This window comes from Enterococcus sp. AZ015 (assembly GCF_050499225.1).
GTDB classification, from domain to species: Bacteria; Bacillota; Bacilli; order Lactobacillales; family Enterococcaceae; genus Enterococcus_D; species Enterococcus_D entomosocium.
The window spans coordinates 3102262-3115043 of the sequence record NZ_JBMHEX010000001.1; the positions used below are offsets into that span (position 1 = coordinate 3102262).

14 protein-coding genes, 1 tRNA gene and 1 other annotated feature (1 of these 16 running past the window's edge) are annotated in these 12782 nt (G+C 40.7%); of the genes, 8 read left to right on the forward strand and 7 right to left on the reverse strand.

The window, feature by feature from the left end:
• Positions 1-107 (reverse strand) — a binding site (T-box leader) (it extends 143 nt beyond the left edge of the window).
• Positions 108-184: 77 nt separating this feature from the next.
• Genes IGK85_RS14445 through IGK85_RS14455 form a run of 3 tightly spaced genes read right to left on the reverse strand, consistent with a single transcriptional unit; the run spans position 185 to position 2076 of the window.
• Positions 185-523, reverse strand: coding sequence for a glycine cleavage system protein H (locus IGK85_RS14445; RefSeq protein ID WP_008379381.1), 339 nt, complete (start codon positions 521-523; stop codon positions 185-187).
• Positions 505-882, reverse strand: coding sequence for an arsenate reductase family protein (locus IGK85_RS14450; RefSeq protein ID WP_008379379.1), 378 nt, complete (start codon positions 880-882; stop codon positions 505-507). The genes IGK85_RS14445 and IGK85_RS14450 overlap by 19 nt, the downstream gene beginning before the upstream one ends.
• A gap of 9 nt (positions 883-891) precedes the next feature.
• Positions 892-2076, reverse strand: coding sequence for an FtsW/RodA/SpoVE family cell cycle protein (locus IGK85_RS14455; RefSeq protein WP_008379376.1), 1185 nt, complete (start codon positions 2074-2076; stop codon positions 892-894).
• Between the two features lie 564 nt (positions 2077-2640).
• Between IGK85_RS14455 and IGK85_RS14460 the strand changes: the two genes are divergently transcribed.
• Genes IGK85_RS14460 through IGK85_RS14490 form a run of 7 tightly spaced genes read left to right on the forward strand, consistent with a single transcriptional unit; the run spans position 2641 to position 8768 of the window.
• Complete coding sequence (locus IGK85_RS14460; RefSeq protein WP_008379374.1) at positions 2641-4584, forward strand: BglG family transcription antiterminator; 1944 nt, start codon at positions 2641-2643, stop codon at positions 4582-4584.
• Positions 4585-4586: 2 nt separating this feature from the next.
• Complete coding sequence (locus IGK85_RS14465; protein ID WP_008379372.1) at positions 4587-5042, forward strand: PTS sugar transporter subunit IIA; 456 nt, start codon at positions 4587-4589, stop codon at positions 5040-5042.
• A 15-nt stretch (positions 5043-5057) separates the two neighbouring features.
• Complete coding sequence (locus IGK85_RS14470) at positions 5058-6395, forward strand: PTS galactitol transporter subunit IIC (protein WP_005233598.1); 1338 nt, start codon at positions 5058-5060, stop codon at positions 6393-6395.
• Positions 6396-6410: 15 nt separating this feature from the next.
• Positions 6411-6695 (forward strand): PTS sugar transporter subunit IIB, encoded by a 285-nt coding sequence (locus tag IGK85_RS14475; protein ID WP_008379369.1) that lies wholly within the window; start codon positions 6411-6413, stop codon positions 6693-6695.
• 12 nt (positions 6696-6707) lie between these two features.
• A complete protein-coding gene (locus IGK85_RS14480; protein WP_008379368.1) occupies positions 6708-7556 on the forward strand; it encodes a class II fructose-bisphosphate aldolase in 849 nt (282 codons plus the stop codon).
• The gene (locus tag IGK85_RS14485; RefSeq protein WP_008379366.1) at positions 7556-8248 is read left to right on the forward strand and encodes a triose-phosphate isomerase; all 693 of its coding nucleotides are present in this window, start codon (positions 7556-7558) and stop codon (positions 8246-8248) included. Before IGK85_RS14480 ends, IGK85_RS14485 begins: the two co-directional genes overlap by 1 nt.
• 4 nt (positions 8249-8252) lie before the next feature.
• Entirely contained in the window at positions 8253-8768 is a 516-nt protein-coding gene (locus tag IGK85_RS14490) for a YjbQ family protein (protein ID WP_008379364.1), read from the forward strand.
• A gap of 102 nt (positions 8769-8870) precedes the next feature.
• On the opposite strand, the gene IGK85_RS14495 is transcribed toward IGK85_RS14490, so the two are convergent.
• A tRNA-Thr gene (locus tag IGK85_RS14495) sits at positions 8871-8943 on the reverse strand.
• A gap of 126 nt (positions 8944-9069) precedes the next feature.
• On the opposite strand from IGK85_RS14495, the gene IGK85_RS14500 reads away from it, so the two are divergent.
• Positions 9070-9306, forward strand: a complete 237-nt coding sequence (locus IGK85_RS14500; RefSeq protein WP_005227896.1) for a hypothetical protein — start codon at positions 9070-9072, stop codon at positions 9304-9306.
• A 179-nt stretch (positions 9307-9485) separates the two neighbouring features.
• On the opposite strand, the gene upp is transcribed toward IGK85_RS14500, so the two are convergent.
• From upp to IGK85_RS14515, 3 genes are all read right to left on the reverse strand, one after another.
• Positions 9486-10115 (reverse strand): uracil phosphoribosyltransferase, encoded by a 630-nt coding sequence (gene upp, locus IGK85_RS14505; protein ID WP_005227894.1) that lies wholly within the window; start codon positions 10113-10115, stop codon positions 9486-9488.
• Between the two features lie 248 nt (positions 10116-10363).
• Complete coding sequence (gene glyA, locus IGK85_RS14510; RefSeq protein WP_008379359.1) at positions 10364-11608, reverse strand: serine hydroxymethyltransferase; 1245 nt, start codon at positions 11606-11608, stop codon at positions 10364-10366.
• Positions 11609-11689: 81 nt separating this feature from the next.
• Entirely contained in the window at positions 11690-12718 is a 1029-nt protein-coding gene (locus IGK85_RS14515; protein ID WP_008379357.1) for an L-threonylcarbamoyladenylate synthase, read from the reverse strand.
• Positions 12719-12782: the final 64 nt, after the last annotated feature.

The window sequence follows — 12782 nt, forward strand, 5'->3', positions numbered from 1 at the left end:
TATCATGCTCAAAGACCATCTTCCATCCTCTCTCCGTTGCCCATTTGCACCAAACAGGGCTCTCTGTGTACGTTAAGAACATGTACTCTTCTTTTCAAAGCATTCATTTATTGAGCAAATTATAGCAACGTCTTATCCGACTGTCAATTCTTTTTGAAAAAATAGTCGTTTTTACAGATTTGACTTACAAGTCTTCAAATTGACTTGGGTCAACCTCTTTGAAGCTGACAAGCCAAGCGTTCATTTCGTCTTCATCATTTAAGGTATCAATGGATTGATCGATTTTTTCATTTACGGAAGAAATCACGCCCGTCAATGGACTTGGAAATTCACTGACTGCTTTTTCCGCTTCCAGCTCAACAAGGGTCTCTCCTTGTTTTAAAGCAGTTCCTGCTTTTTGAATCGAAGCAAACGTGACCGCACCAAGTTCTTCTTGCGCTTCTTTTGTTAAACCGACACAATATTCTTTCCCGTTAAACAAAACCCACAAATTATCTTTTTTTCTTAAGCATTTCTTTTCCATGATTCTTGTAAGACTCCTTCATATTCATTTTCTTTAAATCCATTAATCAAAAAGCGGTCGCCGCTAACGAGTAGTGGGCGCTTGATCAACATACCATCGGTTGCCAGCACATCGGCTGCGTCTTGGGCAGTCATGGTCGGCACTTTTTCTTTTAATTGCAATTCACGGTATTTCATGCCGCTTGTGTTAAAGAAACGGGTTAACGGTGCTTCGCTTGATTGAATCCAAGCCAGCAATTGTTCCGGTTGAGGCGGTGTGGCCACCATATCGATCGCTTCAAAGGGAATCTCGTGCTCTTCTAACCAACGCTTCGCATTTCGGCATGTACTGCATTTTGGGTACCAATAAAATGTAATCATGTGAACTCCTTAAAGTGTTTTTGGTGCGGTCTCAGCTTGATAGCGCATCGATAAAATCAAACCGATCCCAATCATATTGCTTAATAGGGCAGATCCTCCTTGGCTGATAAACGGCAGTGGAATCCCCGTCAACGGTAAGAGACCGATGTTTGCGCCAATGTTTTCAAACACATGGAAGAGAATCATCATAATGATCCCAGTTGCCAAGTAGGCATAAAATTCATTGTTGGTATCGAAACATACCCGGATCATCCGGTAGATCAAAATAAAATACAATAAAATGACAAACGCGCTGCCAATAAACCCAAAATTCTCACCGATCACCGAAAAGATCATATCGGATTCTCGGACCGGTACATACACATCGCTGACATTAAATCCTTTCCCGAACATCCCGCCAGAGGCGATCGCCATCAGAGCGTACGCCAATTGGAAGGATTGCCCTTGAGTATCATGAAAAGGATCTAGCCATGAATCGATACGAGCGAATTGGTACTCTTTAAAGATCCCTGTATTGTACAGCAACTCACGACCAACATCGGTGGTCACTAAGAAAATCGTTCCGCCACCGAGAATCACGAATGCTGCAATCACTGGCACAACGATTCGCCAAGAGATCCCCGACATCAAGAAGACCCCACCGAAAATCGCCAGAAAGACCAGCATCGTACCAAAGTCGTTTTGCAAGGTAATCAGGATCAGTACTGGAATCGTGACGGCCAACATTTTCGCAATCAGCAACCCATCTGTTTTCAGATCCCGTTCCCGATGCTTGACATTGTGCTGCGTGACGACTAAGGCCAACATCATAATATAGGCAATCTTCATCAATTCTGAAGGCTGGAGGGTAAAGGGACCAAAACGGAACCAGTTTTTTGACCCTGTCGAGGTAGCCATTGTCCGGTCATAAAATTTCAACAGCGCCAACATGACGGCTAATCCAGCTCCATAAATATAGGGAGTCAATTTCCAGAGCCATTTTGATTTGATCTGCATGATAATAATCACCGCAATAATACCTAACACATACCATAAAGCTTGAAACCCTAGGGTTCGCCACATATTCGGGTTATTTGGATCATGCGTCAACGCCACATACAAGGACGCCACTCCAATCAGACATAATAAAAATACGGGTAGAATCACACCGTAGTCAATTCGATTATCGTTCGTTTTTATTCGTGAATTTTCCATGTCCACACTCTCTTCTGTAGAATCTTTATCCATTATAGTGATATTTGAGGAGAAAAGAAAGGATTGTCCATGAGCATTCACAAAAAATTTAGAAACTTTAATGATTTTCGGGAAAAGAGGGTTAAAAATAATTCAAATTGATAAGAATTACAACGAGAGCGGACCTAACTTCTGATTCATATCTGATCAATCAGAGTATAATTACAGTATATCTATTAGACAGGAAGTTCAGAAGCATATTTTTCTATTAAAACTCGCTGAATACGTCTATATCTTATTAGTAATAAATCACTTCATTTCAACTATTCTTCTTTATTTTGATTATTCTTTGCTCAATGTAACCGAAGTACCCGAACAAAGCAACTTTAACTCAGTCAAAAATTGCCACCCTATTTTCATTTCAAAGAAATAGCAACCCGTGACTACTTCTCTTAAGCTGCTCAAAATATAAATTGATGCACGACGAGCCTAATTTACCACATTAATGTGGTAATGAAATGTTATTTACGCCACCACATAATTTCACTAGAATACAATTAAGGAAGCGCTTCCGGAGGTGAACCAATGATTTTAAATGATCGAGAACAACTACTGTTGCAACTACTATTAGAACAAACGGAGTTTCGCCCTGCCTCTTTTTTTCAAAAGCAGTTAAATGTATCCCAGAAAACGGTTTATAACAATTTAACGACTTTAGAAAAGAAACTAAAAGATTCGGGACTAGCTATCAAAAAAGTCCCAAGAAAAGGAATCTTTTTATCTGGTTCTGAATCAGCAAAACAGAATGGTTATCGATTGTTAGCAAAAAAAGAGACTAAACTCGAACTATTTTCACCTAATTATCGTAAAATCTTTATTTTCGCTAACTATCTGTTTTCAGTAAAGCCAATGCACTATCAGGAATTCTCTGAATATTTTTATATTAGTAACCAGTCAATAAAGAAAGATGTTGATGAAATCGTTGCTTTCTGTCGATTCCATCAAGTATCTACAAAAATGACTACTAGCGGACTCAAGCTAACCTCAGTTGAATCTGCTGCTCAAAACGTATTCAAATCTTTTTTAGAGAAGTATACCGACGCCAAAGCCAGTGAAAATCTTTTGGTCAACAATCTCTTTGACTCTAAGGTACTCGATTTGACGAAGAGATTTGTCTCAGATATGACCCAGACAATCGGCCACCCCGTCAACAATTATTCTATCGACTCCTTGAAGCTTTCATTGCGTATTTTTCTTTCAAGACTCCTTATAGATAAACACATTGAAAAACAAGAGCATCTAGTATTTGACGAACTGAGACGAATGAAATTCTATATGATCGCGGTTGATTTTGCTGAAATGATCCAACAGCAACTACCTGTTCAATTTAGTGATACAGATATTCAATATGTATGTTCCTTGTTATTAGCACACGGCATCGAGCCTTTTGGTCAAATGGATGAGCCTCACGAATCTACTATCACAAATTGTACGAAACAAATCATTCAAAAAATGTCACATATGTTAAACGCAGATCTGACACAAGATAAATTATTGCTGCAAACATTGTTGGCTCATATCGTTCCCATGATCCATCGATCAAAGACAGGGATTTTATTGAAAAACCCACTGATAAAAAGTATCAAAAAACAATACTCAACAATGTATACATTGACCAAATATGCAATTGGAGATTTAGAGGAGCGATTTCAAATCTTATTAACAGAAGACGAAGTTTCTTTTCTGACGATCCATTTTCAGTTAGCCTTTGAAAAGATAAAAATTACTAACCATATACTAATTGTTTGCCAATCAGGTTTTGCTACATCGGAGTTGATTTTTAACCGTATCAAACAGACGATCGCTGCTGATACCGTATTGGAGATCATTCCTTTGAGTAAACTGGCCAGTACATCTCTTGAAGCTGTTGATCTGATCATATCAACTATTCCATTGGACATTACAGCACCGCCAGTTATTTATATTTCGCCGCTTCCTACTACCGAAGAAATAGGAAGAATCTCAGCAAAGATATCTAATCTTAATGAGAATGAGAAAAATTTTTACTCAAAAAAATACCAGAAAACGACTTTATTACAAAAATATTTAGATCCTACTTTCCTTTTTGTCAAAAAAAAGTTTCGAACAAAAAAAGATGTACTGGATTTTTTAGCAGATGATTATCTGAAAAAAAAGCTTGTTACAACAAAATTTAAGCATTCTCTATTTGAACGAGAGGAACTAGGAAGCACTGGCTTAAAGACGGGAGTAGCCATTCCACATGCTGATCCACATACAGTGAAAGAAACAAAACTTGCTTTTCTCACCCTCGATGCGCCAATTACTTGGGGAGACACAAAAATCCAACTAATTGTTTTGCTTGCGATTGCTGAAGAAAACATGATCGAGGCAAAAGAGTTGATCGCTTCGATTTACGGATTGTTTAACTCAGCCGAAGAAATTCAATGGATCGTTAATAGTCAAACGCAAGAAGAACTGTATCAAAGATTGTTAAGAGGAGGAAATTGATCATGTTTTTTGATCACCAAATCGTGTTACTTGAAAAAGATTTTAAAACAAAAGAGGAAGCTTTTCGACTATTAGCAGACGAACTCATCAAAACTCATTGTGTAAATGATCAGTTCTATCAAAATATCGTACAGCGAGAAGAAACCTTTCCTACAGGTTTAAAAATTAACGGCATTGGGGTAGCGATCCCACATACGGACAGCAAATTTGTTTTACGATCCCAAGTCGCTTTTATGTCACTTGCCTCTCCCCTTTCATTTATTGAAATGGGTTCGCAAGAAAAGAAAATCGATGTATCTCTGTTGTTCATGCTTGCATTGAAAGAACCACATGAGCAATTGGGTATGCTACAAAATCTTATCTCTATGTTTCAAACACCAGGGGTTTTGGAAGCCCTATCCGCAGTAACGACTAAAGAAGCGTATCTTTCGATTATTGAAAAAAATGGACTGCAATAAAAAGGAGGAACAATTATGTTAAATGCATTACAGTGGTTCGTTGATCTAGGTTCAATCGTTGTTTTGCCTATTTTAATTTTTATTTTTGGAATAATTTTGGGGACCAAGCCTGGCAAAGCCTTTACTTCAGCCTTAACTGTTGGTGTCGGGTTTGTTGGATTGAATTTGGTGATTGACCTTCTAAGCAGCAGCTTGGGTCCTGCCGCCCAGCATATGGTTGAACGTCTAGGATTAAATTTGACAACGATTGATGTCGGATGGCCTGCCGCAGCAGCAATTTCTTACGGGACGATTTTAGGAAGTCTTGCGATTCCGATTGGTGTGGTCCTAAATGTTCTACTCATCATTTTAGGGCTGACTAAAGTATTGAATGTAGATATTTGGAATATTTGGCACGCAGCCTTCATCTCTTCTCTGATTTATGCCCTCACTGGAGACTTTGCAATGGGGATCGCGGCCACCGTCATCTATTTGATGATGATTCTTTTAATGGGAGATATTTTAGGTCCGATCATTAATAAGTTCTACGGATTTCCTAATATCACTTTTCCTCATGGTACCGCCGCACCCGGATTCATCTTTGCACTACCGATGAATTGGCTCTTTGATCGTATTCCGGGACTAAAAGATTGGAAAGCAGATCCAGAAACCATTCAGAAAAAATTTGGTGTCTTTGGTGACTCTACTGTTATGGGCTTTTTGATTGGTCTCATCATGGGAATACTTGCCGGATATGACACAGCAGGTGTCGGCCAATTAGCCGTCCAAACAGGCGCTGTGATGGTTTTGATGCCTAAAATGGTTGCTTTACTGATGGAAGGACTAACACCTATTTCTGAATCTGCAAATGAATTCGTCAAAAAACGGTTTCCTGGAAGAGAGCTTTACATCGGTATGGATGCAGCATTATCGGTTGGTCATCCAGCTGTCCTTTCTTCCTCATTGCTGCTAGTTCCGATCACTATTTTGTTAGCCGTAGTTCTACCTGGCAATACGACCTTGCCTTTTGGTGATTTAGCAACCATTCCCTTTCTGATTTGCTTGATGGCTGCTGTTTTTGGAGGAAACATCATTCGAACGGTAATTGCTGGAACGATTTATATGGTAAGCATTCTCTATATTACTTCGTGGGCAGCACCGCTTGTCACTACTGCTGCTCGATCCGCAAACTTTGATCTACAAGGAAACTCTATGATCACTGCTATGGCTGAAGGAGGTTTATGGACCACATTCCTTTATGTCGGCTTAACCAAAATATTAAGCTGGGGCGGTTTAGCCATAATTGGTGTCTCTGTTTTGTTTGGATTGATTTATGTAAATAAAATTCGTCCCAAGAAACAACTATCAAAATAATAGGAGGAAATGATAATGAAAAAACTATTGATTATGTGCGGCACAGGTGTTGCAACTTCAACAATTGTAACAAATAAGGTAAAAGAATGGCTGAAAGAAAAAGGGATGACTGATCAAGTGAAACTGTATCAATCCAAAGTGGCAGATGAGATGAATAAAATTGATGACTATGACATCGTGGTGAGTACAACGGTTGTTCCAGACTCAATCAAAGATCGCGTAATTATGGGGCTGCCACTCTTAACAGGGATCGGTACAGAAGAAATGTACGCGGAAATCGAAAAGAAAATCAAAGAATAAGGAGAATGGCCTATGTTGGTCACAACAAAAGAACTATTCGCACATGCAGAAAAACACAACTATGCATTACCCGCAGCAAATTTTTTCGACTTAACTAGTGCAAGAACATACGCGGAGACTGCTGAACGTTTAAACAAGCCTTTGATATTGGCCTTCGCTCAGTCCCATATGAACATGTTGACTTTAGAAGAGGCAGCCATGATTGGAAAATTTTTGGCAAAGAAAAGCACTGCACCTATCGCTCTGCACCTAGATCATGGTACCGATGAAGAGGTCATCAAAAAAGCCATTCATTTAGGTTTTACTTCCGTAATGATCGATGCTTCTGAGGAGCCATTTGAAGAAAATGTCCGCCGATCAAAGGAGATCGCCGATTACGCTCATAAAAATGGTGTCGTTGTTGAAGCCGAAATCGGGCACGTTGGGTCGGAAAACAGTCTGGAATCAGCCGGAAATAGTCAATCTATTTACACAGAACCTTCTGAGGCTGTTGCATTTGCCAAATTAACCGGGGTTGATTCGTTGGCAGTTTCTATTGGCACCTCTCACGGACATTATCAAGGGATACCCAAAATAAATTTTGACGTTTTAAAGGAAATACACCATGCTGTCAATGTTCCTCTTGTTCTGCATGGCGGATCCTCTTCTGGCGATGAAAACCTTGAAAAATGTGCCTTAGAAGGTATCCGGAAAATAAATATTTTTACTGACTTTGTCACTGCTGCTATGAATGAAATTCACAAAAATCAACCAAATGACTATTTCGATTTACTTCATTCAGCAAGCAATGGAATGTCCAAGACACTCGAGCACTATTTTACAGTCTTTCATACCAAATCTTATCGTGAAGGAGAAAGCTAATGAAAAAAAGAACTTTAAGAACGCCATTCTTTGTCATCAATCCCAAAGCCTATCTTTATGGAAAACAAGCATTGGCATTGGCAAAAGCTGCTGATGAGTTGTCATCTTTGTATGACATCGACATTCTATTTACTGTTCAGCATGCAGACGTTTCTTTAATTAAACAGGCAACAACACATTTATTCGTCACTGTCCAACATTTAGACGGAATCGAAATTGGTCGTGGAATGGGCTATGTTTTACCCGAAGCAGTGGCAGAAGCCGGAGCTGAAGCTACCTTTTTAAACCATGCTGAACACCCCATGACATTGCAAGAACTGACTAAAGCGATTCAGCGCTCAAATGAATTGGGTCTCTTAACAATTGTCTGTGCGAATTCATTGAGTGAAGCGAGAGCCGCGGCTTCCCTAAAACCCGATGTGATGGTTTGCGAGCCAACCGAACTAATTGGGACAGGACAAACCAGTGATCTTCAATACATGACGGAAACAAATCGTGTTGTTCGGGAAATTGATCCAGAAATCCTGATTTTGCAGGCTGCTGGTATATCTAGTGCTGCCGATGTTGAAAAAGCTTTGTCGTCAGGTGCTGATGGTACCGGAGGGACAAGCGGTATTGTGCAAGCAGATGATCCAGTTCAAACCCTTACAGAAATGATCAAACAAGCGGTGAAGCATAAAAAGGAGGATTAACACTGTGAAATTTTTAAAAGAGCAACTGACGTTAACTTCTAACGGGAATCGAGTGTCTTACCACAACATCACAGAAGAAGTGAAAGCAATGGTTGAAAAAAGCGGAATTTCAAATGGAATCTGTCTCGTACAGTCTCCCCATACGACTTGTTCTGTTATCTTTGAAGAATACATGCATGATACAGACTTTAACGGAGATGAATTTCTTCAAGTTGATTTAAACCGAATTCTCGATAAAATTATCCCTCGTGAGTTATCAGAAAATACCGATTACCGTTATCCTGGACCAAAGCATTTAGAATTTTTGATGAGTCTGGACGATCCAAACTACCCAACAGATCCAGCAACGATTTTAAACGGCGATGCGCATATTCGCTCGAGTTTTTTCGGTGCAAGCGAAAGCTTTATTTTAAGTAATGGCAAGCTAGAGATCGGCTCCGTAGGCTATATCTATTTTGTTGACTTCGATCAAAATCGTGTGCGAAATAGGACATGCCATGTAATGCTAATGGGCGAATAAGAAAAGTTATTGGGTAAATCAGGAAAAATTGAGATTACTTATCGCCTGCAAAAGAAAAACCATGAATCCTCTAAAAGAAGATTCATGGTTTTTCATTTCTTATGCCAGCTGCAGGATTCGAACCTGTGACCTACGCGTTACGAGTGCGTTGCTCTACCAACTGAGCTAAGCTGGCGTTGTATGGCACAAAGAAAATTATATGCAAAAACGGTTGTTTTGTAAAGAGGTCTGCTGAAAAAAATCTACTTACTGAAATTTTCCGAAAATTGTGATATAATAGAAGTATCAAGGAGGTTTTTACATGGCAACATTTGGTAAATTCGAAACAACAATTGTCCCGTCACAAGAAGGTTCAACGTTTGAGGTCGCTACTCCTGTCATGTTCACGTTCCATGGGAAGAAACAAACTGGTACCATCACAAAGCAGTTGAAAAACTCTGCGGTGGTCGAGCTGAACGAAACCCCAGAAAACCAGAAATTAGTTTCGCAAAGTAATGGTGTATTGATCATCAATTACAAACAATTAACCAAACTATAACCCGTTTAATGCAAGGAGAAAATCAGTTGATTTTCTCCTTTTTTCATTGTCTGATTTTTTGAAAAGCGCAAAAAAAGCCATGGATAACCGATCGAACCGTTTTGGCTGTCGATCTTCTTCCATGGCATCATTGACGAGGCAAAACTTGAAGCAGTTGCCTTTGTCTTATTTGTATTGATTTATTTTGTACCGAATAGACGGTCACCGGCATCGCCCAAACCAGGAACGATATAGCCGTGTTCATTTAGGCGTTCATCAAGATTTGCAGTGTAGATATCAACATCTGGATGGGCATCTTGCAATGCTTTCACGCCTTCTGGTGCAGCAACTAAGCAGACGAATTTCATGTTTGAAGCGCCGCGTTTTTTCAGTGCGTCGATCGCCATGATCGCTGAACCGCCCGTAGCTAACATTGGGTCAACGATAAATAATTGACGTTCATCGATATCTTCAGGTAATTTTACGAAGTATTCGTGTGGTTCTAGCGTTTCTTCATCACGGTACATCCCGATATGACCAACTTTTGCGGCTGGGATCAATTCAAGGATACCATCAACCATGCCTAGACCTGCGCGCAGGATCGGAATGATCGCTACCTTTTTACCAGATAGTGTTTTTTGTGTTGATTCTTCAATTGGTGTTTCAATCACTAGATCTTCAAGCGGCATGTCGCGAGACACTTCATACGCCATCAACATTGCGATTTCATTAACAACTTCACGGAAAACCTTTGTTCCACAGTTCTTGTCGCGGATCATTGTTAATTTGTGTTGGATCAGCGGGTGATCGATTACTTGAAATTTACCCATTTAAAAAAATCTCCTTTGGTTTTTCTCTTATTTTAAAGCAAATCGGCTCTTGTTACAACCATCTGCCACAGGCAATACTGCTTTTCCTCAAAAAAAGGATTGTGTTAGAAGGAAGGAGACAAGACGGCATGTAACACGCCTCTGCGTTCATTCTAGCCCCTTTTTCACTTTTGGTGATCAAAGAGCTGGAGCGCAGGAAAAACGCGTGAGACATCTTGTCTGACCTTAACTTCTGTCACAGTCCCATTTTATTTGTTTTTGTAAAGTGGATAGTTGTCCGTCAATTCTTTGACTTGCGCCGCTACTTCTGCCAAGACGGCTTCATCATTTGGTTTTTCTAAAACTTTGACGATCAATTTCGCCACTTCGACACAATCTTCTTCTTTAAAGCCACGACTAGTGATCGCTGGTGTCCCCACGCGAATCCCACTCGTTTTGAAAGGACTTAATGATTCGAAAGGAATCGAGTTTTTATTGACGGTGATATTGACTTGATCCAGCAATGCTTCTGCTTCTTTTCCGTTCAAATCAAAGCCACGCACATCGATCAATAATAGGTGATTGTCTGTTGCACCAGAGACTAAGCGGGCTTGTGGTGCTTGGTTGAAGACTTTCGCCATTGCTTGCGCATTGCGAATGACTTGTTCAGAGTACTCTTTGAACGACGCATCTTGTGCTTCTTTAAATGCAACAGCTTTCGCTGCAATCACGTGCTCTAATGGGCCGCCTTGAATACCAGGGAAAACGGCACTATTGATTTTTTTCGCTAAATCTTCATCATTTGTTAAAATCAAGCCGCCTCGAGGGCCGCGTAATGTTTTATGGGTCGTAGAAGTCGTGATATCCGCATAAGGAACTGGGTTTGGATGAAGACCAGCCGCTACTAAACCAGCGATATGCGCCATATCCACCATCAATTTTGCGCCAACTTCATCAGCGATTTCACGGAACTTCGCAAAATCGATTGTACGTGAGTAAGCACTGGCACCGGCAACGATCAGTTTCGGTTGATGCTTGCGCGCCAAAATACGAACGACATTGTAGTCAATGACTTCTGTTGCAGGATCAACACCATAACTAACAAAATTATAGGTCTTGCCGCTGAAATTCACTGGTGAGCCATGGGTCAAATGACCGCCTGCGGAAAGATCCATCCCTAATACTGTATCGCCTGTTTCGATCAACGCTAAATAAGCTGCTGTGTTGGCCTGAGAACCAGAATGCGGTTGAACATTGGCATATGCCGCACCGAAAATACTTTTCGCCCGTTCAATTGCTAAGTTTTCTACCACATCAACAAATTCACAGCCGCCATAGTAACGACGACCTGGATAACCTTCAGCGTATTTATTTGTCAAAATACTACCTTGCGCAGCCATTACACCTTCTGAAACGATATTTTCAGACGCAATCAATTCCAAATTGTTTTGTTGACGATTCGTTTCTTTTTCGATCGCTTGCCACAATTCGGGATCAAACGTTTGATAATCCATGCTTACAACACCCCTTTACCTTAATGGTAGCATTGTATCACATTTCTTCATAAGCTACCTATAATGAATTCTGGTTTTTTGCTAATTTTCTTGAAAGAAACTTTGATTTGCAGCTTTTTTCAACCGATTCATATAAGCAGCCCCTAAGCCGCTTTCTGGAAACGTGGGTGCAAATAAGACATCTAGCTCAGCAATCGATTCATCTAACGCCCGTAACCCCGCAAACAGCCCTTTTGTCGCAGCTTCCACACTGTCATCAAAAAATAAATAGATGGCTGCAGCTTCGAAGCGGACCTGCTCGGCGATCGTCGGTCCAGCTAAAACACCTACCTTAAGCTGCTGTTCTCTCGCCCAAGCCATGGCTGCCGACCAATCTTGGTCATTGACCATCATGACGTTGGTATTCGGTGCATAGTGCTTGTATTTCATGCCTGGCGCTTTGGGTGCTTCACTTTCTGTTACTAAATGCTGATCGACGAGGACTTTTGTTTGTAAGACTGCTTCAAGCTGTTCTTTAGAGATTGCACCAGGGCGTAAGATGATCGGCGGTGCCGTTGGGTCACTCAAATCTAAGACCGTTGATTCGACACCGATCTGTGTCACCCCATCGTCCAAGATGCCAGCGATTTTGCCTGCCAGATCATGCTGAACATGCGCAGCTGATGTTGGGCTTGGTTTACCAGATGTATTTGCGCTAGGACCAACCAATGGCTGTTGGGCTTGTTTGATCAACGCTAACGTCTTGGTGTTGTTGGGCATCCGAAACGCCGCTGTGGATAAGCCGCCAGTAACGATGCTAGGTAAGCTGTCTTTTTTGATCGAAAAGATCAAGGTTAGGGGCCCAGGCCAGAAAGTTTCCATCAATTTATCAGCAAAAGGATGCTTGTTATCCACAAACGGTTCCAACTGCTCTGGCTCGGCAATATGAACGATCAAAGGGTTGTCACTAGGTCGTCCTTTGACTTGATACACTTGCGCAACAGCCTTTGGCAAAAGCGCGCTAGCCCCTAGTCCATAGACAGTTTCCGTCGGGAACGCCACTAATCCCCCCTCAGCTAAGATAGCTGCTGCTTCGTTTAACTTTGATTGATCAAAAATTTTTGTTTCCACAATTTATCCACATCCTTTTTTGAGAAGTTTCCACACTTATCAACATTTTCTCGTTTCTTATCCA

Coding starts and splice junctions, on each gene's coding strand:
- IGK85_RS14445 (WP_008379381.1), bottom strand. CDS start 523: ATGGAAAAGAAATGCTTAAGAAAAAAAGATAATTTGTGGGTTTTGTTT.
- IGK85_RS14450 (WP_008379379.1), bottom strand. CDS start 882: ATGATTACATTTTATTGGTACCCAAAATGCAGTACATGCCGAAATGCG.
- IGK85_RS14455 (WP_008379376.1), bottom strand. CDS start 2,076: ATGGAAAATTCACGAATAAAAACGAACGATAATCGAATTGACTACGGT.
- IGK85_RS14460 (WP_008379374.1), top strand. CDS start 2,641: ATGATTTTAAATGATCGAGAACAACTACTGTTGCAACTACTATTAGAA.
- IGK85_RS14465 (WP_008379372.1), top strand. CDS start 4,587: ATGTTTTTTGATCACCAAATCGTGTTACTTGAAAAAGATTTTAAAACA.
- IGK85_RS14470 (WP_005233598.1), top strand. CDS start 5,058: ATGTTAAATGCATTACAGTGGTTCGTTGATCTAGGTTCAATCGTTGTT.
- IGK85_RS14475 (WP_008379369.1), top strand. CDS start 6,411: ATGAAAAAACTATTGATTATGTGCGGCACAGGTGTTGCAACTTCAACA.
- IGK85_RS14480 (WP_008379368.1), top strand. CDS start 6,708: ATGTTGGTCACAACAAAAGAACTATTCGCACATGCAGAAAAACACAAC.
- IGK85_RS14485 (WP_008379366.1), top strand. CDS start 7,556: ATGAAAAAAAGAACTTTAAGAACGCCATTCTTTGTCATCAATCCCAAA.
- IGK85_RS14500 (WP_005227896.1), top strand. CDS start 9,070: ATGGCAACATTTGGTAAATTCGAAACAACAATTGTCCCGTCACAAGAA.
- upp (WP_005227894.1), bottom strand. CDS start 10,115: ATGGGTAAATTTCAAGTAATCGATCACCCGCTGATCCAACACAAATTA.
- glyA (WP_008379359.1), bottom strand. CDS start 11,608: ATGGATTATCAAACGTTTGATCCCGAATTGTGGCAAGCGATCGAAAAA.